The following is a 24,523-nucleotide window of genomic DNA, read 5'->3' as shown; positions in this document are numbered from 1 at the left end:
ATTGTAAGCCCCCTGAGTAAACTGTATCACTATACAATGTTTCTTTTGATATATATACAGGAAAATATTGTATAGTGATTCTTGCTGTTTATTTCTTAATCTCTGCGAACATATATTCTATACTCAATTGTTGCCAGAATTGAAATCACAGGGAAAAACTATCTTAGTAATTAGCCATGATGATCATTATTTTCATTTAGCCGATAGAATTATTAAACTAGACTATGGCAAAATTGAATTTGATCAAATACCACAAAATTAGGAATTAAGTTTTATTCCCGGTCTGAATCCTCATTCGTAACCATAAGGCAGTACGTCACAGTTTGATTTTTACGGCTCTTGCAGTAGAACCATAATTTATCATTAACTTGATAAATAGCGGAAAAATGGGAGAAATTTATCAATAAACATAAAAAAGTGAAATGCAAACTTATGTAAACAGGGTATTTATTTTCTAGCTTATTAGTTATATGATCAGTGTGGGTAGTGTGAAGACTCTGTAAAAACTTGAGATAAATTGTGAGGCTGTTTTATGCCTAAATTGAATTTTCAACAGTCAATTAATAGTGCTGCTAGGATTATAGAAGAATATTCAGTCGGAAAACGAGACTTTGAAAAAGCAGAATTAGCAGAGGCTAATTTACAAAACTTGGACTTGAAAGGCTCTAATTTCAGTTATGCTGATTTAAGTACGGCTAACCTACGTGGGGCAAATCTGCGAGGATGTGATTTGAGTTATGCTGATTTAAGTGAAGCTAATTTACAAGATGCAGATTTGCGCGGTGCAATGCTATTTTCTGCGAATTTGCGTCAAGCTAATTTACAGGGAACGCAGTTGGAAAAAGCAGATTGCGATCCTAATACCCATTTTCCCCCAAATTTTGACGCTATTGCAGCAGGTGTAAATATGAGTAAGCAATTAGTATAGATACTGGGGCGGCTATATGAGCATACTTTAGTGAAATTTAATGCAATACTAAATTCGTGAACCTAAAACCCTTGTAGAGACGTTCCATGGAACATCTCTACACTCCTTAAGAGGGTGTTTGAAAAGTATTAAATAAAACCAATAATCTCCAAAAACCTAACCCCCCTGCCCCCCTTCCCTACGAGGGAAGGGGGGTTTCAAAGCCTCTCCCCGCTTCGGGGAGAGGTTTACAAGAGGGGTTAATTTATACCTTGAAAACTTTTAAAACATCCTCTAACTAAAAAGTATTGAAATCTAAAGTGCAACTTTACAAAAATCTCATAGATGTATCTTCATATAGAAATGGTATTAAGCTAAATTAGATCAATAAAATAACTATCAAGGAGAAACTATGTCAGCGGAAAAGCCTAGTATTTTGGTAACAGGGGGAGCAGGATATATTGGTTCTCATACGGTGTTAGCACTCAAGCAAGCTGGTTATGAGGTGGTAATCCTGGATAATTTGGTATATGGACATCGGGATTTGGTAGAAGAGGTTTTACAGGTAGAATTGATAGAAGGGGATACGAGCGATCGCACTTTATTAGATAATCTTTTTCAGAGTCGCCATTTTGCCGCAGTTATGCACTTTTCCGCCTATGCTTATGTAGGCGAATCCGTAACTGATCCAGCCAAGTATTACCGTAATAATGTTTTAGGAACACTGACACTACTAGAGTCAATGTTGACAGCTTCTATTAAGAATTTTGTCTTTTCTTCCACCTGTGCTACCTATGGTGTCCCAAATTTTATTCCGATTACAGAAGATCATCCCCAAAATCCCATTAATCCCTATGGTGCAACTAAATTAATGGTAGAAAGGATATTAACTGATTTTGATGTGGCATACAATTTTAAATCAGTGCGTTTCCGCTACTTTAATGCTGCTGGTGCTAACCCAGAAGGATTACTAGGAGAAGATCATCATCCCGAAACCCATTTAATCCCTTTAGTCTTACAAACAGCGTTAGGTCAAAGAGAAGCTATTAGTATTTTTGGTACTGATTATCCTACTCCTGATGGTACTTGTATTCGGGATTATATTCATGTAAATGATTTAGCAGATGCCCATATTTTGGGTTTAGAATATTTATTGAATGGTGGAGATAGTGACGTTTTTAACTTAGGGAATGGTAACGGTTTCTCAGTCCGAGAAGTCATTGCTGCGGCTGAAGAGGTAACAGGTATGGTCATAAAAGTAGAAGAATGCGATCGCCGTCCTGGAGATCCTCCAGCCTTAATTGGTACAAGTGAAAAAGCCAGAAAAATCTTAAATTGGCAACCCCAATATCCAGGTATTAAAGATATCGTCTCTCACGCTTGGCAATGGCATCAACAAAGGCATAAATAAAAACCCTAGTACCGCAGAGCGGAAGTCAAAATTAAGGGACTTCCAATTAAAAAAATACCCAAAAATTTCTTGTAGTGCGGGCCGAAAAGCCCGCTAATCATCAAGGACGGGCAAGATGCCCATCCCACAAAATTGGGTAATTTATTTTTTGGTGTTCCCTAAGAGGTTATTTGAAAAGTATTAGATGAAACAGATAATCTCCAGAAACCTAACCCCCCAACCCCCTTCCCTACCAGGGAAGGGGGAGTCAAAGCCTCTCCCCGCTTCGGGGAGAGGTTTGGAGAGGGGTTTATTTAGGGTTTGCTGATAGCGTAGCGTGGCGTATCCCTGCGGGAGCCAGAGGCATTAGCCATAACCCAAGATTATCAAGGATTTTGTTGGGTTTCGCTCAACCCAACCTACATTTCCTTAACCGACAAATATTGCCCTAAATCCTTCTTTTCAGGGGGATTTCGCTCCCGCACTCCGTCAACCTACAAGACTTCCCCTTGGGGGGTTATTGTTTTTGAATTGCTTTTTGAACTTTCTCAATTTGTTGAGGAACTCCCGTCTCTCAATACTGTTGCCAAAATAAGAGCCTTGATAATTTTTGGCAAAAACGGCAAAAATAAGCATACATAAGCGTTTTGAGGAAAAGGTAATTTAGAATCTAAAACCCTTATCTACCCCGTCAATACATTTAAAAAATCCTTGTCGGAAACCTTTAAGGAATTTTTAAGGCTGATTGTTTTTGCCAAGCAAGAGTGAGAAACGGGAGTTCATGGTTAAAGCATTATCATCTCACCCTCGTAATTTGGCAATAGTATTGATAGGTACGATACCATCTGTCTTCAGGATTAACAGCACCAGTTCTGGTTCTATTCAGAAGACTCTTAGATAACTCCATAAAAAACATTATCCAATAGCGTAGGGGTAATTCATGAATTACCCCTACTTTCGCGGCAATAAGCTTGAGGAGAATGATATTAAAACAGGATCAATCATTCTATGGAGTTCTCTTAACGCAAATTTGGCAGGTGATGACCCTAAACCAGCAGTCTTAAATATTACTCACACTAGTGGCATGGTCTTGACCATGCCACTAGTATTGCTGATAACGGTACTGTTCTATATTTGGTTGATTCTGTCAGTGCGTAAGTCCTATTGCATACCTAATAATCCATTGCTACCTAAGTGACCCTAACTTATATGAATATGAACCTCCAGCTTGCCCTCAACCTCGCCTACAACCAACTCAACACCGTTGCCCAATCCCCGGAGTATTGGACAATTCTTAATAGCATCTTCGGCACAAACTACAACTCCGTCCTTGCCCAAACCTTACAACAAGAATGGCAAGCAGGGAACTTTAGTACCTTACCGCCGATTGAAATCCTCAACAGCAGCATCTTAGACAAAGCCAACGGAGCCTATTTTAGCTTTGGGGTAGCTAACCCGGACGGTGCGGCTCATTTGAGAAGTTTTGGGAATAATACCTTTGGTTTTGAAGATTTACCTGCGGGTGTGGGGGTAAGTGACTACGATTTTAATGATGCGGTTTTCTCCTTTGGAGCGGTCGTCTAGTTTGTTCTATTCTCAATGCTATTGCCAAAACCCTGAAACCCTAGTGATATCGTCACGATTTTATTGGGTTTCAGACATATTTGGGAAAATTGGCAATAGTATTGATTCTAGATCATGATTATTGGGCATTTTTTTAGTTGAAATACTCTAAAAACAAAAAATTATGACTGAAACATCTCTCTTAGATAATCCGCAAAGCTCCGCCTTTTATCCTCTTTCTTCTGGTCAGCAATCTCTGTGGTTTCTTTACAAAATTGACCCAGAAAGCGTTGCTTACAATATTTTTACAACTGTGCGAATTAGCTCAAAATTAGATATTGAAGCTTTGCGTCATGCCTGGAAAAAAATTATTGCGCGTCATCCTATTCTCCGTACCACCTACACTTCTAACCCACATTCCGCACTTCAATAAGTAGTAATAGTTTATTAACATTAAAATGGAAATATCAATCACCCTATATTAATCAACTTCGTCTCTGGGATTTTGATCTTGGTTATGGTATCGGTTCTCAAGGTAGTGGTTTATTAGCTTCTGTTTCTACTTTTTTCATTCCCGGTTTATCTCTGCGTTTGCGTTATGACGGAATTTCTATGACATCAGATACAACTTCTTATCGGCTTGAAATTGGTTCAGTAGTTAATTTCAGTCCTAATTTAAGATTTGGAGACTCTCAATCTGAAAGTTTACGCAGTGAAGGTGGTATATTTATTCAACCTTTTTTAGATAAAAATAATAAGCTTCTTATACTTTAGCGGGAACTGTGAAAGATGCTGAAGGAAAACCCATTGTTGGCGCTAGGGTTGAAGCTATTGATAATACTAAATCATCATTTGCATCTATTACAAATAGTTCAGGTGTTTTCTATTTGGAACAGTTGCGACAAGGAACTTATGAGTTAAAAGTTAATAATAAATCCGTTGAACCAAATAGGATGACAATTAATTCAGATTTTCCTACTTTGCAAGAATTAAATTTAAAACTACCGAATCCTTAATTGATGCTAAAACCCTTTTTCCCCTGCTCCCTGTCTTATGCCAACGACAATTTTTAACGCCAACTTACTTAATTTGTCTCAAAAAAACTACAATACCTCCAGAAATTAACAAAACTCCCAACCCAATTAAAGGTTGTGCTAACCCAATGGTTGTTCCTTGCTGATTCTCGTTGACATTTTGCCCCGGTTGAGAAATATCTACAGCCTTTCCTGTAGCTACAGTGACAACAAACTTTAACTCAAAAGGTTTAAAACTGCCCTCAGTCACAGGTTTACCACTCAATTGCAATTGATAAGCTCCTGGTTTGGGAAAAGTAACTTCTGCCCCTGGTATACCTTCATAGCGTTCAACCTGAAGAGACTTTAATCGAGGTTCAATTAAGGCTGGTTCTCCGGCTACATGAGGTTCAGCATAAATAGCTAACCGACAATTACAATCTTTTAAAGGAATTACCTTACCACCTTTTCGCGTCAGGGCAAACCAAGTTTGAGTAACTTCCCCAGCGCGGGGATTATCATTAGGTTCTAAATGGACAGTACCACCCACATCTGCGGATATTTTCACCGTGTGGGCTAGAACTTGAGTATTTGTAGTAACTATCAAACTAGATAAAATTAATAATAATAGATATCTGATTTTGCTGTTACATGAAGTCGAAAGAGTCAATTTACCGCGACTTATTGGGAGGAACATAAAATTTTTCTAGATGTAAATATAACCAAAAATACCGTGAGCGCACTAATAATACACCAAAAATAATTATCCCCAGCAACACGGCTGCTAACTGGTTTTGCCAACTTAATCTAAAAGCACCCAGGTAATGAGAACCAATCATCACCGTATGAATAGCACTCAATAACAAAGCGGGTACAGTCAAAAGATGAATTTGTCGCCAACGCTTACCTAAAGAATTTTGCAGAAAATCAAAACTTGTACAAGCAGCGGGAATCATTAACACCAATGCCAAAGCCCCTGCACCCATTCCCCATTGTAATTCTAACGGTAAAAACCAAACAGCGGTGAAATTCCAATTCAGTGCGTGTTCAAAATGATGGATAGTATGCACCCCCGCGAGAACAAAAGCCCCCACTCCCAAAGCCCGACGGTAACGCAGAGGTGCAGACCAAAAACTATGCACAGGTCGGGCAATTAATGAGAGAATTAAACAAAATAGGGACGCGTGTCCACTATAATCTGTCATGGTATCCCCCGTTCGCAACAGAGTAATAGCACCAATGATCAGAGTTACCCACCCACCCAAGCGAAACAATTGACTACGCTGATCTTTACTAATTAACGCCGTGGAAACACCTACACCTAGCATAATGGGTAGCGTCCCCATCCCAAAAGCTAACATTGTCGCTGCACCTTCCCACAAATTCCCTGTAGCCGCAGCCTTAATTTGAGCCGCATATAAAAAACCACAGGGCATTAATCCCCAAGTCATACCTAAAAGTGCCGGTGTCCACCATTGAGTTTGTGCAGATAACTTCATCATCCCCGCACTGAGACGGTTATGTAAATTCCCTTTTAATATGGGGTGTAACAAGGGAATATGCGGTAAAAAATCTGGTTTTACCTGTCCTAAACCAAACCAAATCAGCATCATACCTGTAATGATAGCTATCCAGCGCCGCAAATCACTACCAACTCCTGCCAGTTGTCCACTTTCTACTAATACCGAACCGATTGCGCCAATACCAGCACCAACTAAAGCGTAACTTAACATTCGCCCCAAGTTGAGCAAGGTATGAAATTTTAATTGTTGTTGCCAAGTCGGATTTTCCTGCTGAGAAAGAGAAAAAGCTACTGTTAAAGGTCCACACATCCCAAAGCAATGGCCAAAACTGCCCAGAAACCCAAGAAGCATAATGAGTAATAAATCTAGCATATTAATTATGGGAACTGGGAATTGGCAATTGGGAAAGCATACCTTTATGAACTCTTACCATGATGTCCGCCAATGTCAAAAGACAACCTGTCAAACTTGGTGGAGCTTTGATATTGTATTACCTCTAGGTCGAGTTAAATCATGATCAAAAAATGGCTATGGGTGCTGATAGGGATAATAGTCTTTATGGCTATAGGTGGTTTTTTTCACCAACCGGAGATTGTACCAATAGTTAAAAATACTCCTGTACAACTGTCTCCACCTCAGTTACCACCCAGAAATGTGAATAATACTCTATTGGTTGATGGTGAGCAACTTTTTGCTCATGTTCAAAAGTTGAATTTTCGGCGTTATTCACAAATGGAGCGATTACGTACCCGTACATATATCAGAAAGGAACTACAAAAATTTGGTTGGCAACCTCAGCTAGAAAAATTTACGGACGGTGTGAATATTTTTACCCAACGATTAGGAACAGACAAAACCGCTGGGGCAATTCTGGTTGCTGCTCATTATGACACAGTTCCGGCCTCTCCTGGTGCAGATGATAACGCCACTGGTATAGCTGTAATATTAGAAATTGCCAGACTTTTTAGTTCTGTTTCCACACCAAAAACATTACAATTAGCTTTTTTTGATCAAGAAGAAGCAGGACTTTTAGGCAGTAAGGCTTTTGTTAATCAACCAGCCCATTTAAAAAATCTCCAAGGCGTAATTATTATGGATATGGTGGGTTATGCTTGTTACATTCCTGGCTGTCAAAAATATCCCGCTGGGTTGCCTGTAACTCCACTTGGTGACAAGGGAGATTTTTTAGCCGTAGTCGGTGATCTAGAAAACTTATCTTTATTAAAAGCTTTTGCCAACTCTAGCGAGAACCTCCCCAAGATCCTCAAAATACCTATTCCCCTCAAAGGTTTATTAACACCAGATACCCTCCGCAGTGATCATGCCCCATTTTGGTATCAAGGAGTGGGGGCTGTGCTAGTAACGGATACTGCTAATTTACGTAGTCCTCATTATCATCAACCTAGTGATGTTCCCAAAAATATTCAAAGGGAATTTTTTACAGGTGCAGCACAAATTATAATTAATACTACTTCTACTTTGTTAAAATAAATTTTTTAGTTCTAATCTTGCCATTAATTATGAGAATCTTACTTGTAGAAGATGATGAACGTATTGCCAAACCCTTAGCAGAAGATTTAAAACATCAACGTTATGTTGTAGATATTGCTAAGGATGGAATTGAAGGTTGGGAATATAGTCAATCAACACAATATGACATAATTTTATTAGACCTAATGCTGCCAAAGTTAGATGGAATTAGTTTATGTAAACGCTTACGATCTATTAAATATAATGCCCTAATTTTAATGCTCACAGCCAGAGATACTACAGCAGACAAAGTAATTGGATTAGATGCAGGGGCTGATGATTATTTAATTAAACCATTTGATTTAGAAGAATTAACAGCCCGTGTTCGCGCTTTATCTCGGAGGAATTTAGAAGTTCGTCCATCCATATTAGTTTATGGTAACTTACAACTAGATCCTGGTAGTTTTCATATTAGCTATCAAGATAAAACTCTGTTATTAACACCTAAGGAATATATGATTTTAGAGTATTTTATGAAAAATCCCCAGCAAGTCTTAACTCGCACATCTATTTTAGATAAATTATGGGAATTTGATAAAATTTCTGGTGAAGATACTGTCAAAACCCATATTAATAATTTACGTAAAAAATTAAAAGCTGTTGGGGCATCTGAAAAAATTATTGAAACTGTTTATGGTGTCGGATATCGTTTAGGGAATAACTAATGTTGTGGATAATTAAGTATCGCTTATTATTATCTTATTTATTAGTAGTTGGTTCAGTATTAGGAGTATTTACATCAGCAGTCAGAATTTTTGTAACTCAAAGTCTTGAACAAGAAATTACCGAAAAGTTAATTGATTTAGGAGAACTTGCTGCTGCTAATTCAGAATACACTAATGGTAAAATTAAATTAGATAATGATTTTCCTATTCAAGATATTACCAATAGACATCAAGGTTTACAATGGTTTAACAAAGACGGCAATTTTCTGCAACAACAAGGTGAAAATTTGGCAAATTTACCTCTTTATCCTCATGTGAAAAAACAAATTCAATCAGGTAAAAATCCCATTATTGCTATTACATTACCAATAATTGGGAGTGAAGATGGTAAACTAATTGGATATGTAAGAGCTAGTGAATCACTAGAATATCTCAATCAAACTTTAAATAAACTTGACTGGGGTTTAGAAGGAGGAATTTGTTTTGCTCTCCTAATTAGCGGTATTGGTGGAGTATGGTTAATTCGTCAATCTATGCAACCAATCGAAGAAAGTTTACGAAAACTTCAACAATTTACTGCTGATGCTTCTCATGAACTCAGAGGTCCATTAATGGCAATTAAAAGTAATGCTTCAGTAGCAATTAAATATCCAGAAGCAATTCGAGAAACAGATTTAGAAAAATTTCAAGCTATTCTCAGCGCGACTAAACAAATGTCTAGTTTAACCGAAGATTTATTACTTTTAGCGCGGACTGATATCATCCCCAATGAAGAGCCAAATCCTGTTAATTTAATAGAAATTTTAGATAACTTATATAAATTATATAAACCTCAAGCTGAGACTAAACAAATTCAGATCAAATTACAATTAGATCAAAATTTATATGTACTTGGTGATTGTGAACAATTAAAAAGATTATTTACTAATTTGCTAGAAAATGCTATTAACTATACTTATTTAGCAGGTACAATTGAAATTACAACTCGTAGTCTAGGTTCTCATGTCTACGTCAGTATAAAAGATACAGGTGTAGGAATTTCTCCAGATAATTTGGAAAAAGTTTTTGATAGATTTTGGCGAGCCGATGAATCTCGCAGTTATAATTGTGGGGGTTCGGGTTTGGGTTTAGCTATTGCTCAAGCCATTGCCAGAAAACATGGTGGATTAATTACTGTCAAGAGTGAATTAGGATTTGGTAGTTGTTTTACAACACGCTTATTATTAACTTCACTAAAAAATTAGATTGAGTTTAATAATTACCCAACCTAATTAATATAATAAAATATTGCATTACTTGATAAAACTTTAAGTAATGTAGGGTGGGCAATGCCCACCAAAACCATGATATCGCCAGTAATTCTCACCATACATAATATTTAAAAATTAAATATTAGTCCTGTAGTTAAGAGGTTGTTTGAAAACTTTTTCGTGTGGTATCTAACACCCGCAGATCCCCCTAAATCCCCCTTAAAAAGGGGGACTTTGAGGAATTTAGCCCCCCTTTTTAAGGGGGGTTGGGGGGATCTCGATTAATTCTGATACTTTTCAAACATCCTCTAAGAGAATGAAAGGATAATATCCGGAAAATAACTTATTTTTTTGGTGCTGGTTTTGTAGTTCCTGGTGCTGTAGTTGCTGGTGTTTTAACTGGTGTTTTAACTGGTGTTTTAACTGGTTTTTTAGCTTTATGTTTAGCTTTTTTCGTAACTGAATGATGATTACTAGTGTGAGTTTGACCAGCAAAAGCATTCTGGCAGATTCCACCCAAAGTTAAGAAGCTGATTAAACCAAGACTGAAAATTGCTTTAGTTGTGATTTTCATTGTTTTATCCTTTCCTGATGTTGATTTTGTGTAAGACTATAAATTTTGAAATGCTAAAAAGTGGAAACAGAATTATTTGTTAACCATAGTATGTTTAACTGAAGAACGATGCTTTTTGGCATGAGCTGGTCTATGTTTGTGGCTTCTCACTGTGTGTTTTTTCATCATTGAATGGTGGTGACTACCAGGTTGAGCTTCAGCAGCAAAAGCATTCTGACAGATTCCACCCAAAGTTAAGAAACTGATTAAACCAAGACTGAAAATTGCTTTAGTTGTGCTTTTCATTGTTTTATCTCTTCTTAAATATTGATTTTGTGCAAGGTTGTTTTCTTGCTTACTTTTAACTATAGGAAGTAAAAGTAAAGAATTCGGAAAGATTTTAAAATATTTTAAAAAATTCAGAAAGTATAGTTATACCGCAGCATTCAGGCGTTAGCTAATAGCTATCCCATGAGGAAATTAGCAGTAAAAGTCCCTTTCCGTATCCAAATCAGTGACTTAAGTGCATGAGCAAACACGCCTATGCTGCTTGTTCTATCAAGTCTACGCACCATCTGGATTTTGTTTGTGTAGTAGCGGAGACTTGATTGAAAGCCATAGACTCTATAGCTGAAATCTTTTCAACTTCTTGACAATCATGATTTACGATTTAGTTAATACTGGTCTTTAATCTATGGCGATGAAAAAGTTCGTAAAAATAATTATTTTTGTACATTTATTAGTCATATTAGGATTTTATGGCTTCATAAAAGTTATATTTAATAACGAAGTGCGATCGCCAATTGCAATTATGGTTCAACATGACAATAATATGGAAACTAGCGATAATTTTCATAATTGGGAAGTAATTAAGAATAATTATACATATAGCAATATACCGAAACAGCAAGAAATACAAGTCAATCACCTTTTCCTGGAAAAATTACCAAATATTGATAGTTCTAAAAATCAAAATCATTGTGCAGATGATTTAACTAAGATATCTCAATCCAGTCAACATATTTATAAATTAGCAAAAGTTCACCATTGGAGAAAAGCCCAAGCTGAGAACAAAAAAATCCAAACCTTTACTAAGGATTTAGAAACAACATTTCCATTCAAAACACTCCAGTTCAAAAAACTAATTGCTAAAATTTATCTATTAGATAACGCTATTGCCAATAAAGATTTCCAAATAGCAATGCGTAGTTCTAATCAAATTACTTTTGTAGTAGCTCAAATGAATAAAAATTTCCCAGAAAAAATACCAGTGGAAGTTACTTTGTTGAACTACTATGAACGAGAATTAGAAATCTGGATTCCCACAGGAAATAAACCCTGGTTAAGTAAAACTGCGAAAAAAATAAGTCGCACTTGGTTATCTATTCGTCCTTTAGTCTTAGCTCATGGTGACACCAAAGAAGTATATAAATTTGATTTATTAATAGATAATCTTAATCATGCCTCCTTATTTAAGGAATATATAGAAATAACCACTTTATTACAAAAAGAACAATATAATTTAGAAAAAGTATTTCAATGATGAGATAGAAATTTATTTCTCAAATCTTTGCCAGAAAAAATTGACAAAAAAATCACCTCCAGCTTAAAAAATAACTGGAGGCTATAATTAAAGACATTAGAATGTGGACTAGTTCTATTTATAAATTTAACTTTATTTTTATATAATTATCTCTATCTCTAGTCAAGTTTAAATTTAATTCATTTCTGTCTAATTGAATAGATTCACCTCTTATACCATGATGATTTCGTAGGGTGGGTAATGCCCACCAAACTCTTATTGAGAAGGTGTAAAATATAAATAGGGTTTGCTGAATAAGTCTTTTCGTAAGGACTAGGAGTCAGGAGTCACCGAGTCAGGAGGAATAAAGAGGAGGAAGAAGAAGGAAGAGAAGGTTGGACAATTAGTCCTCAAATTTACGCGATTATAGAAGAGTGAAAATGCAAGGGTTTTAAACATCTATTGTCAATAATCTTGCACTTGCTTGGTTATAAAACCCTGCAAACCTTTATCTATCAACTCTTTTGCTTTATTCAGCAAGCCCTAAATAGATAAAAAAAGACCCTCAGTTGTGGACCGAGGGATTCTGCAAGTCGGAATTATCGCACAAAGACATTCGCGTACCCAGAATAGCAATGCACCAAGTCGAAAAAATGCCAAAATGCCAAAAACTATCAACCTCCGTATTTTTTGCCAGTATTTCAAGATCCAGTAGCAATAGTAGCTGGTTGTAAATAAGTAATCAACTGTTGCAGACCTTGTTGCAGATATCGTGTTACTGTTATTGGTGTAGCCCCAATCTTCTTAGCAGCATCCTTGCGAGTTAATTGTTCAACAAATACTAACTCCACTGCCATTCTAGGTTTATCATCTAGCATACTTATTGCTCCTTCTAGCTGCTGTTGTTCTTCTTGTTGTTGCTGAAGTGCGGTAGTATGTTGACAGGGAAGCAAATCAACCCAGGTGACTGGGGAATTTACATAATTAGATGTTGTATTATCTAGACTCAGAGGCATTCGATTTTGGGCTGCTAACTTGGTTTCTTGCCACTCTTCCAGGGATATATGCAGCTTGTTAGCAATTTCAATTTCTGTGGGGGGATGATTTAAAGATATGGCTAATTCTCTGCGAATTTTTTGCCCTTGATTGTAAAGTTCTTGACAACGACGGGGAATTTTTAATAAAGTAGAGTTATCGCGTAAAAAATGAAGAATTTCACCACGAATATACGGTACAGCAAAGGAACTAAGAGCGCATCCCTGATGAGGATCAAAACGTTCAATTGCTCTAATTAAGCCAAAATATCCGATTTGCTCCAAATCTTCATAAGGTTCATAACATTTTTGGCTAAATTTAGAGGCGATTTTTCGCACTAACCCCTTATGTAATTCTACTAACTGGTTACGTAGCTGAATAGAGGGATTTTGGTGATACAGGTATAATAGATCAATACCATCAGAACGGCTAGAGAACTCATTGAATGTCATATTAATTCCTTTGTATTAATCTCTGTGTACAAATAATGGATTTGCGTATATTATTTTTATGCCTGTCCACATTCTCCTTAGTTCAGGCTAAATAAGCTATAGTTATTTTACTGAAATTTCCGTCAAACTCAATACAAGGCTCAGTTATAATACGTAAAAATAAATCATGGGGGGAAATTGGGAAAATTATCTTCTATTCCCCATATTTAAACTTAATTACGAATATTTACTTCCTGTAAATAATCTTCTGGTTGAAAAGATACTCTCCGCTGAATGGTGTTTTTTTCAGTATGTGTGTGTTGCCCTTCAGCAAGGGGAACTGTTTTTAGTGTAGCTAATTCTTGTTGTTGATCACGTAAACGCAATTTTTGGGCATATTCTTGTAGTTTAACTTTTGCTTGTGCATAGACATGAGTATCTTTGGGAACTCTTTCGAGGAGTTTAATAGCTCCAAAAAAGTCACCTACAGATGCTTGATTGTGTGCCTGATATAAATAGTATCCTGATCTAACTTGACGTTTTTGATTGTATTCAGCTAATTTCTGTTTAACCATAGCACCAGCGGAGCTTTCTTCTGGTATTTGTTGTAAGTAATATAAAGCTGTTGAGAAATCTCTCTCTTCGGCTTTTGCATAAGCTTTTGCTAATAAAGCTTGTGTTTGTGCTTCAATATTTACTTTTGCTTGTTTAACTAGGGGCTGGATTTTTGATTGCCAATAGGAATTAATTGGAGCTTTAGGAGCATGAGATAATACATCTGTCCACCGACTTTCTTTGAGAGCTTTTTCAGCTAAAATATAATGTGCTGCTTCTTGTTGCCATTGTTTTTGCCATTCTTCAATTGAGGCTTGAGCTTCTGGATAAACATTACTATCAAGCGGGATTGACCGAGCTAAATTAATCGCTTTTTGTAGATCTCCAGATTGATATCTGGCTATGGCTTTATATAAAGTTTCTGTAGCTGAGTAAGCTTGCGAATTATTAAATAAAGAATATACTCCCAATCCTAGCAGCACGGAATTAACCAATAAACCTAACCGCAATCCTGCTAGTAGTGGTTGTGATTTTTGATATGTATTTTCATTAGTTTTATAAGATAATTGAGACTCGGCTATTTGTATTTCTGCTGGGTTATTTTCCCATTCTATATGCTTAAGTACCCATAGTGCTTCATGAGCAGATTGAAACCGTTCCTGATGGTGATAACGGATCATTTGATTTAAGAAAGCAACTAAATAATCATTAATATGTGTATCATCATCACACCAGATAATTTCATTAGTTTCAGCATCAATTTCTAATTGCAGAGGTAAAAGTCCTGTAATAGCTTGAATCGCAATTATTCCCAAGGAATACAGGTCACTATTGGGTTGAGTTTGTCCAATGAATTGTTCTGGAGGAATATAACCCAAGGATGTGACAGGAATTTGATCTATGAAAAATTCTGTTTCAATACTAAAGTCTATTGGTTGAATTGAGCCAAAATCAATTAATACTAATCTGGCATCTATAGCTCGTCTAATTAAATTTTCTGGTTTAATATCGCAATGAATAAAGCCTTGAGAATGAACAAATTCCAGAATAGATAGAGCATCTTCTAGAAACTTGATCACATCAATTTCACTCCACTTACCTCGACTTTGGGGGCTACTTGGTAATTCCGCTGCTAAAGACTCTCCAGGAATAAATTCTTGGACTAAATAAAAACGTTCATTTTCTTCAAAGCAGTTAATCAGTTCAGGAATTTGGGGATGACGACCTAAATGTTTAAGGGTTTCAGTCTCTGTTAAAAACCGCAATCTGAGGTAGTCAAAATAAGAGGTAGATTGATAGTTATTAACCTTGAGTTGTTTGACAACATATCTAGGTTTTTCTGGGTGGTACATATCCATAGCGATAAATGTTTGTCCAAACACTCCGCTGCTAAGTGGTTGAACAATTTGGTAACGCTCTTGTAATACTTTGCCGATCATCTGGTTGTTCATGATCCTAATTACTCAGAAATCCTTATATATCTTTTCTGACATCGGCTGCTATTTTCCGGAATTCTAGACAATAATTCAGTATGTGAAATATTTCATAATAATTCCAGTATTTTTACTTATGATCTTCTTTTTCTGCAAAAGTATCAGTTAATGGTTTTACGACTTTAGCGATCGCTTCTTGAATAAAAACTTTGATAAACTCATCTCGACGATTAATTTGAAATTGTTGTTGCACTACTTCTGTCATTCCCCCATCACCCCAATCTTGATCATGACGAAAATATTCAATAAAGCTTTTCCCGGCAATCCGGGTTAAATATGCGGCTGTCACCCCTTGAATTGCTCTCCCTACAATAAAAGTAGCCACATTCAGTTGTAAAGCCGTTGATAATAATTCAATTGCCCCTTTAACGATACCTAACCCGGCAATGGTTTTACCTAAAGATAGGGCTAATTCCTTGCCCCGTTCCATGTTTAAATCACAACCGTAGAGTCTACCAATTTCTACGACCATTTGGGCATTAACGGCAGCGGTTGCCAGTAAGTCTACCATCGGTAATGGGGTGACAGAAACTACGCCTGCACCAATCCATTGATAACGGTCAACAATTTTATCAGCTTGACGGCGACGCTGAGAGTCTATCAGTTTGCGGGCTTCTTCTCCTAAACGCAGAGATTGTAAGAGAATATTATCTGCTACCAGGTCTTCACCTTCGGCGCGTAAAATAGAAGCCATGCGTCGTAGTAGGGGGATAATATCGGCTTCTGGTTGGAAAGTTTCGCCGGTTTCTAATTGTGCTATTTGGGGATTAGCAGCGATCGCTACCACATCATTAGTAGCAATAAAACCCCGAACTCGTTCCCGCAATCTGGCCAAGATGGATTCTATATCAGTCTCTGTGTATAAATCTGTTTTATTGAGAACTAAAAGCGATCGCTTGCCAATTTCCGCTAAACCCCGCAATGGTTCATATTCAGAACGGCGTAAATCATTATCTACCACAAATAACAATAAATCCGCTTCCGTCGCTAAAGCCCTGGCCAGTTGTTCCCGTTCCGTACCCGCTACCCCTGGTTCTAAAATCCCTGGAGTATCAGTAATTAATATTTTCCGTTCCAAACCCTTCAAGCGTAAACAATAGGTTTCTCCTACCTGAGTTGTTCCCATTGGCGCATTGACTTCACCAACTATCCGCCCCATAATGGCATTGACCAGAGAAGTTTTTCCAGCACTCCCTGTGCCAAAAACCACAACTTGAATCTCACCTCTAGCTAAATTTGCCTCAATTTCCTTAGTGCGACTCAATAAAGCTTGACGGGTGACTTCATCTTGAATTTGGGCTACTTGTTGACGGACAGCTTGCAAAGTCGAAGAAGCTGCATCGGATTTAGCCGCAGGGATTTGGGCAGCAGTCACCCTGGGACGTTGCCGACGGGATTTTTCCTCTCCTTTCCGCAGCACCAAGACATAATAAACAAAAGCAGCAATTAAACCACCAATCAGTAAAACTAGCAGTAATAACAGTAAATTACCTAACAATGGCGAATAGGACAACTGCCAGTAAAGCCGGGAGAGAGAATCAATTAGCCATAGGGTTAACGCCAAAATGACGATCAGGCCAACAATCAGTGTAACTATGCGGGATAAGGGCATGAATAATAAAATTTAGTATTTATATATTAAGTTTTTGTACTGGTTTAGAGTTAGCAATTACTCATGGAATTGTCTTTAAAAAACATCAAGGGAAAATTAATTTTTATTCTAACTCAAATCAAGGTACAGAATTTACTAATAGGTAATAACATAAATGTCTCTCATCATTAAGGGATAAAAAATGTCATTAATACTACTTTTAATTATGCTCTATGACGTTGAGCCATAGACATTTGAGATTTCTTACGATTATACAAGGATAAATAAACCCAACATCAAGGAAGACTTTAACTGTAAGAGACTTTCAAAAAAAAAAGTATCCCAAATTCTCTTGTGGAGCAGGCATCTTGCCTGCTAATAATACAAGGACGGGCAGGATGCCCATCCCACAAGATTGGATAGCGAAGCACTGCTGCAAGCAGTTCATTTTTTTGTGGAGTTCTCTAAGATAGTGATGTTGAAGTAAGAGATCGCTCAATTAAATTAACTCAATGTGTAGAGCAATCAGCTATGCTTGAAAATAAGGACTTTCTAGACTCAAGCGTCAGAAAAACTGGAGTTGATCAATACTTTCAAAATCCCATGAGCGATCGCTTATCCTAGAAAATAGATAAATACCTTATCTTCCTATTGAGGTAAATTAACATGGACATCAGTGTAACTTTAAATGAAATCAAAGCCCTGAGTATTGCAGATAGAATTCAGATTGTACAAGAGATTTTAGGAAGTATAGCAGCAGAACAGGCTTATCCCGATTTAACAGCAGCGCAAAAACGAGAACTTGATCGTCGGATTAATGATTACGAAGCAAATCCAGATGATGTCATGACATGGGAGGAAATTAAAACTTCAATTAGAGGCAAATAATGAGCGATCGCCTACACTAGAAAATAGATGTATGCCTTATCTTCCTATTAAGGTAAATTAACATGGACATCAATTTAACTTTAAATGAAATCAAAGCCCTGAGTATTGCAGATAGAATTCAGATTGTACAAGAGATTTTAGAAAGTATAGCAGCAGAATAAGCTTATCCCGATTTAACAGCAGCGCAAAAACGAGAACTTGATCATCGGATTACTGATTACGAAGCAAATCCAGATACAGCGGTTTCCGCTCTTATGAGGTACATCTTAGCCCCCTCATCGCTTGCGGGGAGGGGGTTGGGGGTGGGGTTCTTGTACCTCATAACACAAAGGAAGTGCTGTAATGTAATGACATGAGAGGAAATTAAAGCTTCAATTAGAGGACAACAAGGTTGTTGATATTATTGAATTATAACAAAGAAAGTTGAATATCTGCTTGATTAACTTCATTTTTTACAGATTCAAAATTAGCTATAGTTTCTGTTAACATCTCCCGCAAATCACCATTTTCAAAGTCTGAAGGAAATGGTTTTGCACCTTGATTATATAATTGCTGATTTCCTTCTGGTACTGAAGATGCCATTTTTACAAATATAGGAATTTCTTTCAGTTTAGATAATGCTTCTACCGCACCAGCCCAAGTTCCACCTTTTCCAAAAGTAGAATTAACAACTAAGGCATAATCTGCTAAACTATAAATATATTTATTCCGTCCCATTGCATTACCTGTGTTAAAACCAGCATCAGGATCATAGCTAGAAATTAAAGTTAATCTACCTTCTTGAATACTAGAACGATATTTACTATTGACTGCTGCTTTAGTCAAATTATCAGCTAACACACCAATAGACGTTCCTCCATGATCCAAAATACCTAACATTGATTCTTGATCTATTCCTCTTGCACCACCAGAAATAACTTGTATGCTTTGTTGAGAACAAGTTTGGGCAACTTTGCGTGTGTAGTGAATAATATCCTCATCTACATCACGAGAACCTACAATTGCTAATCCTCCTAAAGATAATAATTCTGCATTCCCAACCCCATAAATTATCGCTGGTGCTGAATGTTTCAATATTTGCTTAAAACGTTTGGGATATTTAGCGTCACTGCGTCCCAATATCCATAAACCGCGACTTGTCCATTTTTCCACTGCAAAACTTAACATTGCACCCCGTTCTAATAAAGCTAAAAGCCTATCAGGGTTAAGTTTATTGTGAGTTATTTTTTGTAACTGCGCTTTTGCTGTTGTTTCCAATAAATCTGCTGGACGCATTTGATTTTCCCGCAACCAATCTGTTAACAAGTTATATTCACCCAGAGTCAGAGGTAGGGGTTCAATTTGACGATTTTGTCCAAAACTGGCGCACAACAGCAAAATTGCTTGAGTATCTGGTGCTAGGATATGATTTAACATAATTTTCTAATCTGATTGACCTAATGAATTAAGAGCTAATGCTACAGGATAAACTAATCCACTTCTAGCATTACGCAAAAGTGCTGCAATGACCGTAAAAGTCCAACGGGAATCTACTATATCATCAATTAAGAATACATTACCACTCATTCCTTCCCAATAATCAATTGCAAAAGATCCATCTAAATTATGAGCTTGTTGATAACTGTTATTCATCTGTTTTTGTAACAGTGTTGGACGAATTTTGCGGACAACAGGTTTAAATGGTAAACCTAATTTTTCAGCAAGTCTTTTCGCAAAATCAGGTACAAGTTCTGGCCGATTTAAGGAAGGAACACAAGTTACCCAAGTGGGAAAAGCTTGAGGTTTCCAACGTTGAATCATCTCAAAAGTAGCCTGTACAAGTGCATCATCAAAATGATTATCTCGATATTTTCCTTTCTTGACTAATTCTCCCCAACCTGCATCACCCCAGAGAGATAAGATTCTTCCCTCCTCTGCTCTTAAATTTTCTTTAATATTTCCAGAAAAGCCATAATTTGTTAATGATTCTTTAATCCACTTTTTGCGCGGTTCAATAATTTGATTACTACGACGTAAATATAAAATTGCTTGATTTACAAGTTCATTGGAAAAATTTTCTGGCAATAATGGCTTACCCAAACATACAGCACATTTACCACATTCTTGTGGATTTGGATCATCTAATTCTGCTGCTAAAAAAGCCATTAAGCATTTTTGACTTTGCATATAATCTGCCATTCGCTGTTGTTCATTTCGGCGAATTTGGGTTATTTCTGCAATTTTCTGATGATCAATTTGATAGTTAACTGGGTTAGCATACCAGTTAGTATTTCTCTTAGTAACTGGTGTGGGAAATTCCAAAGATAGTAATTTCAAAACTTTATTAATTTGTCCTTGGGAAAGATTTATTTGTTGTTCTATTTGGTTAACAGAAATTCCATTTTCCGCAGAATTAATTACAGCTAATACTTCTTCTGTATGTCTTTGGGGAGGAAATGCTGTATTAATGAAGTAGTTAGTAATTTCATCATCTTCATCACCGTTTAACAGAATACCGTAGGCTGTTTCCACCGCTCTACCTGCTCGTCCTACTTGCTGATAATAGTGGACAACAGAACCAGGTCTTTGGTAATGAATGACAAAGCCTAAATCTGGTTTATCAAAACCCATACCTAAAGCTGTTGTTGCGACCAATACTTTAATTTTATTGTTGAGTAATTCGTCTTCTAATCCTATGCGAATCTCAGGATCTACATCCCCATAATAGGCTTTAGCATTAATATCTTGGGTTTTTAACCAATCAGCAACTCGTTGAGCATCACGGACAGTTAATGCGTAAATAATACCACTTCCAGGTAATTGAGGCAGATGTTGAGCTAACCAAGCTAATCTTGCTGCTTGACTGGGAAGATAAATGTTTTGTAAACGCAAACTTTTTCTAGTTAAATCACCTCTAGAAATACGCAAATTTTCTCCCAATTGAGTTTTAATATCATCAACTACTCGATTATTAGCTGTAGCAGTTGTAGTCAAAACAGGAATATTTTGCGGTAATGCTTGTAAAATTCTCACAATCCGGCGATAATCAGGACGAAAATCATGTCCCCAGTCAGAAATACAATGAGCTTCATCAACTACAAATAACCCGATTTTTTGAGATAATGGTAAAAGAATATTGTCTCTAAAATCTTCATTAGCTAATCTTTCAGGGGAAATTAGAAGGATATCTACTTGATTTGCTAACAACTTTGTTTCTATAAATCTCCAATCATCTGGATTACTAGAGTTAATTGTTTCGGCTTTTACTCCAATGCGTTGTGCGGCTGTAATTTGGTTTCGCATTAATGCTAGGAGAGGGGAAATCAAAAGAGTGCAACCACCACCTTGATCTCTTAATAAGCGAGTTGCTAAAAAATAAACTAGACTTTTTCCCCAACCTGTGCGTTGAACGACGAGTAACCGCGATTTGTTCAGTAGTAATTCTTCAACAGCTTCCCATTGTCCATCACGAAAATTAGCAGTTGGGTTATTCAAAGCCTGACGCAGAAGGAATAATGCTTGTTCTTTGAGTATGCTTGTCATATATGTTAATCATCTGTTTACCATAATGTTGTAGCATAAAAGGTAGCCAGCACTATTTATATTAAGACGATCAATATATTTATGCTTACTATAAGCGTGAAGTGATGTTTGGGATGTGGTGCGTGCGATTCCTAGGAATCGCCTTCCGTGGGGTTAAAGTCGGTAATGAGATCGCGTGTTTTTCTTCGGCGGTGATTAGGCGAACTGCTTGCAGCAGCGCTTACGCTATCGCAAAGTCTATCAATTGGCATTATTCGCTCAAATTCTTTTAATAGTTTCATAAGATAAGCCAGTTGATTCTGCAATAATTTCTATAGCTATATTTTGCTCTTTCAATGCTTTGGCAACCTTCTCAATACCGGCCTTCTCACCTTCTTCAAAGGCTGTATCAAATACATTTTTCACTTCTAAATACTGCACTAGACTCTTCTTATATTGTTCATACTGCTCCACATTTAAGTGAGATATTTCCGCTATTTCAAACCCTTTCTGAAATATCGGTTCATTTAATATCACGGGTATATGATTAAAAGTTTCTAAGTTCTTCAAAAAATACAGCCATTTATCAAAATGCGTTATTAATTCATTTTCTTGTTTATTAAATAATGGCATTTGTAAAAATTTAAAGTTTAACTTATCAAAGAAAATATCACCATCTTGATCTTTTAGACATACATCGCGCCTAAATTTAGATGTTGTATTTTCGTCATACTCGAAATCTAAAATGGCGATAAAATAGACGGGTAGTAAAAAGAAATTCCAATCGCCTTTTTCTGATTGTTCACGAATGGGGAATGTGGAATAGAATAAGGCTCTATCTTTGAAATGCTTGATTTTTGCTTTTTGCATTTCCACAATAAACTTATCACCAGTTTTACTTTCGCAGTAAATATCAAATATGGCTTTACGTTCTGCTATGGTATCAGCTAGATTTTCTGGATTTTTAAAGGTTAATTGTTGAATTTGATGATGTATTGGTAGAAGTTGGTTGAGAAAATCCATGAGTAGATCTTTACTGCCTTCTTCTCCGAACAGTTTCTTAAAACCGAAATCTGTATAAGGATTAAAGTATTTTGCGGACATAACTACTCCTCCAAGATTATTTTAATGGAATACTCGCTGAATAACTATGTATTTAGAAAACTCTGTCTAATATTTTCTGTATAGCACAAAAAATGGGCGCAAGTCTATCAATTGGCATTATTCACTCAAATTCTTTTAATAGCTTCATAAGATAAACCAGTTGATTCTGCAATAATTTCTATAGCTATATTTTGCTCTTTCAATGCTTTGGCAACCTTCTCAATACCCTTCTCAATACCGACCTTCTCACCTTCTTCAAAGGCTGTATCAAATACATTTTTCACTTCTAAATACTGGACTAAACTCTTCTTATATTGTTCATACTGCTCCACATTTAAGTGAGATATTTCCGCTATTTCAAACCCTTTCTGAAATATTGGTTCATTTAATATCACGGGTATATGATTAAAAGTTTCTAAGTTCTTCAAAAAATACAGCCATTTATCAAAATGCGTTATTAATTCATTTTCTTGTTTATTAAATAATGGCATTTGTAAAAATTTAAAATTTAACTTATCAAAGAAAATATCACCATCTTGATCTTTTAGACATACATCGCGCCTAAATTTAGATGTTGTATTTTCGTCATACTCAAAATCTAAAATGGCGATAAAATAGACAGGTAGTAAAAAGAAATTCCAATCGCCTTTTTCTGATTGTTCACGAATGGGGAATGTGGAATAGAATAAGGCTCTATCTTTGAAATGCTTGATTTTTGCTTTTTGCATTTCCACAATAAACTTATCACCAGTTTTACTTTCGCAATAAATATCAAATATGGCTTTACGTTCTGCTATGGTATCAGCTAGATTTTCCGGATTTTTAAAGGTTAATTGTTGAATTTGATGATGTATTGGTAGAAGTTGGTTGAGAAAATCAATGAGTAGATCTTTACTGCCTTCTTCTCCGAACAGTTTCTTAAAGCCAAAATCTGTATAAGGATTAAAGTATTTTGCAGCCATAACTATTCCTCTAAGATTATTTTAATGAAATACTCGCTGAATAACTTTAGAAAACTCTGTCTAATATTTCCTGTATAGCACAAAAAATCAGCGCAAGTCTATCAATTGGCATTATTCACTCAAATTCTTTTAATAGCTTCATAAGATAAACCAGTTGATTCTGCAATAATTTCTATAGCTATATTTTGCTCTTTCAATGCTTTGGCAACCTTCTCAATGCCCTTCTCAATACCCTTCTCAATACCCTTCTCAATACCGACCTTCTCACCTTCTTCAAAGGCTGTATCAAATACATTTTTCACTTCTAAATACTGCACTAGACTCTTCTTATATTGTTCATACTGCTCCACATTTAAGTGAGATATTTCCGCTATTTCAAACCCTTTCTGAAATATTGGTTCATTTAATATCACGGGTATATGATTAAAAGTTTCTAAGTTCTTCAAAAAATACAGCCATTTATCAAAATGCGTTATTAATTCATTTTCTTGTTTATTAAATAATGGCATTTGTAAAAATTTAAAGTTTAACTTATCAAAGAAAATATCACCATCTTGATCTTTTAGACATACATCACGCCTAAATTTAGATGTTGTATTTTCGTCATACTCGAAATCTAAAATGGCGATAAAATAGACGGGTAGTAAAAAGAAATTCCAATCGCCTTTTTCTGATTGTTCACGAATGGGGAATGTGGAATAGAATAAGGCTCTATCTTTGAAATGCTTGATTTTTGCTTTTTGCATTTCCACAATAAACTTATCACCAGTTTTACTTTCGCAGTAAATATCAAATATGGCTTTACGTTCTGCTATAGTATCGGCTAGATTTTCCGGATTTTTAAAGGTTAATTGTTGAATTTGATGATGTATTGGTAGAAGTTGGTTGAGAAAATCAATGAGTAAATCTTTACTACCCTCTTCACCGAACAGTTTCTTAAAGCCAAAATCTGTATAAGGATTAAAGTATTTTGCGGACATAACTATTCCTCTAAGATTATTTTAATGAAATACTCGCTGAATAACTTTAGAAAACTCTGTCTAATAT

23 protein-coding genes and 2 pseudogenes are annotated in these 24,523 nt (G+C 36.2%); 13 read left to right on the top strand and 12 right to left on the bottom strand.

Annotated elements, in window-relative coordinates; all coding sequences use genetic code 11:
* Window positions 1-532: 532 nt before the first annotated feature.
* From EZY12_12025 to EZY12_12000, 6 genes are all read left to right on the top strand, one after another.
* A complete protein-coding gene (locus tag EZY12_12025; GenBank protein QSX70224.1) occupies window positions 533-928 on the top strand; it encodes a pentapeptide repeat-containing protein in 396 nt (131 codons plus the stop codon).
* Window positions 929-1,319: 391 nt separating this feature from the next.
* Window positions 1,320-2,318, top strand: a complete 999-nt coding sequence (gene galE, locus EZY12_12020) for a UDP-glucose 4-epimerase GalE (GenBank protein QSX70223.1) — start codon at window positions 1,320-1,322, stop codon at window positions 2,316-2,318.
* Window positions 2,319-3,512: 1,194 nt separating this feature from the next.
* A complete protein-coding gene (locus EZY12_12015) occupies window positions 3,513-3,881 on the top strand; it encodes a DUF4114 domain-containing protein (protein ID QSX70222.1) in 369 nt (122 codons plus the stop codon).
* A gap of 163 nt (window positions 3,882-4,044) precedes the next feature.
* On the top strand, window positions 4,045-4,293 hold the full coding sequence (locus EZY12_12010) for a hypothetical protein (protein QSX70221.1): 249 nt from the start codon (window positions 4,045-4,047) through the stop codon (window positions 4,291-4,293).
* Between the two features lie 179 nt (window positions 4,294-4,472).
* Window positions 4,473-4,634 carry a hypothetical protein gene (locus EZY12_12005; protein ID QSX70220.1) on the top strand — a complete coding sequence of 54 codons (162 nt, stop codon included), beginning with the start codon at window positions 4,473-4,475 and terminating at the stop codon, window positions 4,632-4,634.
* Window positions 4,635-4,642: 8 nt separating this feature from the next.
* Window positions 4,643-4,876: a carboxypeptidase regulatory-like domain-containing protein gene (locus EZY12_12000; protein QSX70219.1), complete on the top strand. Its 234-nt coding sequence runs from the start codon at window positions 4,643-4,645 to the stop codon at window positions 4,874-4,876.
* Between the two features lie 64 nt (window positions 4,877-4,940).
* Here EZY12_12000 and EZY12_11995 read toward each other — a convergent pair whose 3' ends face one another.
* Together EZY12_11995 and EZY12_11990 are read right to left on the bottom strand one after the other, a co-directional pair.
* A complete protein-coding gene (locus EZY12_11995) occupies window positions 4,941-5,570 on the bottom strand; it encodes a hypothetical protein (GenBank protein ID QSX70218.1) in 630 nt (209 codons plus the stop codon).
* Complete coding sequence (locus EZY12_11990) at window positions 5,545-6,768, bottom strand: sulfite exporter TauE/SafE family protein (GenBank protein ID QSX70217.1); 1,224 nt, start codon at window positions 6,766-6,768, stop codon at window positions 5,545-5,547. Before EZY12_11990 ends, EZY12_11995 begins: the two co-directional genes overlap by 26 nt.
* On the opposite strand from EZY12_11990, the gene EZY12_11985 reads away from it, so the two are divergent.
* The 4 genes from EZY12_11985 to EZY12_11970 are packed head-to-tail and all read left to right on the top strand — an operon-like array spanning window position 6,749 to window position 9,835.
* On the top strand, window positions 6,749-6,913 hold the full coding sequence (locus tag EZY12_11985) for a hypothetical protein (GenBank protein ID QSX70216.1): 165 nt from the start codon (window positions 6,749-6,751) through the stop codon (window positions 6,911-6,913). The genes EZY12_11990 and EZY12_11985 overlap by 20 nt on opposite strands.
* Window positions 6,910-7,887: a M28 family peptidase gene (locus EZY12_11980; GenBank protein ID QSX70215.1), complete on the top strand. Its 978-nt coding sequence runs from the start codon at window positions 6,910-6,912 to the stop codon at window positions 7,885-7,887. The genes EZY12_11985 and EZY12_11980 overlap by 4 nt, the downstream gene beginning before the upstream one ends.
* Before the next feature lie 29 nt (window positions 7,888-7,916).
* A complete protein-coding gene (locus EZY12_11975; protein QSX70214.1) occupies window positions 7,917-8,591 on the top strand; it encodes a response regulator transcription factor in 675 nt (224 codons plus the stop codon).
* Window positions 8,591-9,835: a GHKL domain-containing protein gene (locus EZY12_11970; GenBank protein ID QSX70213.1), complete on the top strand. Its 1,245-nt coding sequence runs from the start codon at window positions 8,591-8,593 to the stop codon at window positions 9,833-9,835. The genes EZY12_11975 and EZY12_11970 overlap by 1 nt, the downstream gene beginning before the upstream one ends.
* A 349-nt stretch (window positions 9,836-10,184) precedes the next feature.
* On the opposite strand, the gene EZY12_11965 is transcribed toward EZY12_11970, so the two are convergent.
* Both EZY12_11965 and EZY12_11960 read right to left on the bottom strand, forming a co-directional pair.
* Entirely contained in the window at window positions 10,185-10,415 is a 231-nt protein-coding gene (locus tag EZY12_11965) for a hypothetical protein (GenBank protein ID QSX70212.1), read from the bottom strand.
* A gap of 72 nt (window positions 10,416-10,487) precedes the next feature.
* Window positions 10,488-10,700, bottom strand: a complete 213-nt coding sequence (locus EZY12_11960) for a hypothetical protein (protein QSX70211.1) — start codon at window positions 10,698-10,700, stop codon at window positions 10,488-10,490.
* Window positions 10,701-11,088: 388 nt separating this feature from the next.
* On the opposite strand from EZY12_11960, the gene EZY12_11955 reads away from it, so the two are divergent.
* On the top strand, window positions 11,089-11,937 hold the full coding sequence (locus EZY12_11955) for a hypothetical protein (protein QSX70210.1): 849 nt from the start codon (window positions 11,089-11,091) through the stop codon (window positions 11,935-11,937).
* Between the two features lie 680 nt (window positions 11,938-12,617).
* Here the strand turns inward: EZY12_11955 and EZY12_11950 are convergent.
* The 3 genes from EZY12_11950 to EZY12_11940 all read right to left on the bottom strand — a co-directional run bounded on the left by EZY12_11950 (window position 12,618) and on the right by EZY12_11940 (window position 17,042).
* Entirely contained in the window at window positions 12,618-13,403 is a 786-nt protein-coding gene (locus EZY12_11950; GenBank protein QSX70209.1) for a sigma-70 family RNA polymerase sigma factor, read from the bottom strand.
* 212 nt (window positions 13,404-13,615) lie between these two features.
* The gene (locus tag EZY12_11945; GenBank protein QSX70208.1) at window positions 13,616-15,388 is read right to left on the bottom strand and encodes a serine/threonine protein kinase; all 1,773 of its coding nucleotides are present in this window, start codon (window positions 15,386-15,388) and stop codon (window positions 13,616-13,618) included.
* A gap of 112 nt (window positions 15,389-15,500) precedes the next feature.
* Entirely contained in the window at window positions 15,501-17,042 is a 1,542-nt protein-coding gene (locus EZY12_11940; GenBank protein QSX70207.1) for a GTP-binding protein, read from the bottom strand.
* Between the two features lie 645 nt (window positions 17,043-17,687).
* On the opposite strand from EZY12_11940, the gene EZY12_11935 reads away from it, so the two are divergent.
* Window positions 17,688-17,909, top strand: coding sequence for an addiction module protein (locus EZY12_11935; protein QSX70206.1), 222 nt, complete (start codon window positions 17,688-17,690; stop codon window positions 17,907-17,909).
* A 62-nt stretch (window positions 17,910-17,971) separates the two neighbouring features.
* Window positions 17,972-18,157, top strand: a pseudogene (locus tag EZY12_11930) (addiction module protein).
* A gap of 193 nt (window positions 18,158-18,350) precedes the next feature.
* Here the strand turns inward: EZY12_11930 and EZY12_11925 are convergent.
* The 5 genes and pseudogenes from EZY12_11925 to EZY12_11905 all read right to left on the bottom strand — a co-directional run bounded on the left by EZY12_11925 (window position 18,351) and on the right by EZY12_11905 (window position 24,456).
* A pseudogene (locus tag EZY12_11925) lies at window positions 18,351-19,325 on the bottom strand (DNA-protecting protein DprA).
* A 6-nt stretch (window positions 19,326-19,331) separates the two neighbouring features.
* Complete coding sequence (locus EZY12_11920; protein ID QSX70205.1) at window positions 19,332-21,431, bottom strand: RecQ family ATP-dependent DNA helicase; 2,100 nt, start codon at window positions 21,429-21,431, stop codon at window positions 19,332-19,334.
* A 258-nt stretch (window positions 21,432-21,689) separates the two neighbouring features.
* Window positions 21,690-22,514, bottom strand: a complete 825-nt coding sequence (locus EZY12_11915) for a PD-(D/E)XK nuclease family transposase (GenBank protein QSX70204.1) — start codon at window positions 22,512-22,514, stop codon at window positions 21,690-21,692.
* 125 nt (window positions 22,515-22,639) lie between these two features.
* Window positions 22,640-23,476: a PD-(D/E)XK nuclease family transposase gene (locus EZY12_11910; GenBank protein ID QSX70203.1), complete on the bottom strand. Its 837-nt coding sequence runs from the start codon at window positions 23,474-23,476 to the stop codon at window positions 22,640-22,642.
* 119 nt (window positions 23,477-23,595) lie between these two features.
* On the bottom strand, window positions 23,596-24,456 hold the full coding sequence (locus EZY12_11905) for a PD-(D/E)XK nuclease family transposase (protein QSX70202.1): 861 nt from the start codon (window positions 24,454-24,456) through the stop codon (window positions 23,596-23,598).
* Window positions 24,457-24,523: the final 67 nt, after the last annotated feature.

It is taken from the genome of Dolichospermum sp. DET69, assembly GCA_017355425.1.
GTDB lineage: Bacteria > Cyanobacteriota > Cyanobacteriia > Cyanobacteriales > Nostocaceae > Dolichospermum.
Note: the sequence above shows the minus strand (reverse complement) of the source record. Positions and strands in the feature narration are given on the sequence as shown.

What these genes read in the sequence shown, in the direction of transcription:
- EZY12_12015 (QSX70222.1), top strand. Translation starts at nt 3,513, where the DNA reads ATGAACCTCCAGCTTGCCCTCAACCTCGCCTACAACCAACTCAACACC.
- EZY12_12005 (QSX70220.1), top strand. Translation starts at nt 4,473, where the DNA reads ATGACATCAGATACAACTTCTTATCGGCTTGAAATTGGTTCAGTAGTT.
- galE (QSX70223.1), top strand. Translation starts at nt 1,320, where the DNA reads ATGTCAGCGGAAAAGCCTAGTATTTTGGTAACAGGGGGAGCAGGATAT.
- EZY12_11995 (QSX70218.1), bottom strand. Translation starts at nt 5,570, where the DNA reads ATGTTCCTCCCAATAAGTCGCGGTAAATTGACTCTTTCGACTTCATGT.
- EZY12_11910 (QSX70203.1), bottom strand. Translation starts at nt 23,476, where the DNA reads ATGGCTGCAAAATACTTTAATCCTTATACAGATTTTGGCTTTAAGAAA.
- EZY12_11920 (QSX70205.1), bottom strand. Translation starts at nt 21,431, where the DNA reads ATGACAAGCATACTCAAAGAACAAGCATTATTCCTTCTGCGTCAGGCT.
- EZY12_11970 (QSX70213.1), top strand. Translation starts at nt 8,591, where the DNA reads ATGTTGTGGATAATTAAGTATCGCTTATTATTATCTTATTTATTAGTA.
- EZY12_11905 (QSX70202.1), bottom strand. Translation starts at nt 24,456, where the DNA reads ATGTCCGCAAAATACTTTAATCCTTATACAGATTTTGGCTTTAAGAAA.
- EZY12_11965 (QSX70212.1), bottom strand. Translation starts at nt 10,415, where the DNA reads ATGAAAATCACAACTAAAGCAATTTTCAGTCTTGGTTTAATCAGCTTC.
- EZY12_11985 (QSX70216.1), top strand. Translation starts at nt 6,749, where the DNA reads ATGAGTAATAAATCTAGCATATTAATTATGGGAACTGGGAATTGGCAA.
- EZY12_11980 (QSX70215.1), top strand. Translation starts at nt 6,910, where the DNA reads ATGATCAAAAAATGGCTATGGGTGCTGATAGGGATAATAGTCTTTATG.
- EZY12_11935 (QSX70206.1), top strand. Translation starts at nt 17,688, where the DNA reads ATGGACATCAGTGTAACTTTAAATGAAATCAAAGCCCTGAGTATTGCA.
- EZY12_11955 (QSX70210.1), top strand. Translation starts at nt 11,089, where the DNA reads ATGGCGATGAAAAAGTTCGTAAAAATAATTATTTTTGTACATTTATTA.
- EZY12_11940 (QSX70207.1), bottom strand. Translation starts at nt 17,042, where the DNA reads ATGCCCTTATCCCGCATAGTTACACTGATTGTTGGCCTGATCGTCATT.
- EZY12_11960 (QSX70211.1), bottom strand. Translation starts at nt 10,700, where the DNA reads ATGAAAAGCACAACTAAAGCAATTTTCAGTCTTGGTTTAATCAGTTTC.
- EZY12_11990 (QSX70217.1), bottom strand. Translation starts at nt 6,768, where the DNA reads ATGCTAGATTTATTACTCATTATGCTTCTTGGGTTTCTGGGCAGTTTT.
- EZY12_11950 (QSX70209.1), bottom strand. Translation starts at nt 13,403, where the DNA reads ATGACATTCAATGAGTTCTCTAGCCGTTCTGATGGTATTGATCTATTA.
- EZY12_12010 (QSX70221.1), top strand. Translation starts at nt 4,045, where the DNA reads ATGACTGAAACATCTCTCTTAGATAATCCGCAAAGCTCCGCCTTTTAT.
- EZY12_12025 (QSX70224.1), top strand. Translation starts at nt 533, where the DNA reads ATGCCTAAATTGAATTTTCAACAGTCAATTAATAGTGCTGCTAGGATT.
- EZY12_11945 (QSX70208.1), bottom strand. Translation starts at nt 15,388, where the DNA reads ATGAACAACCAGATGATCGGCAAAGTATTACAAGAGCGTTACCAAATT.
- EZY12_11975 (QSX70214.1), top strand. Translation starts at nt 7,917, where the DNA reads ATGAGAATCTTACTTGTAGAAGATGATGAACGTATTGCCAAACCCTTA.
- EZY12_11915 (QSX70204.1), bottom strand. Translation starts at nt 22,514, where the DNA reads ATGTCCGCAAAATACTTTAATCCTTATACAGATTTCGGTTTTAAGAAA.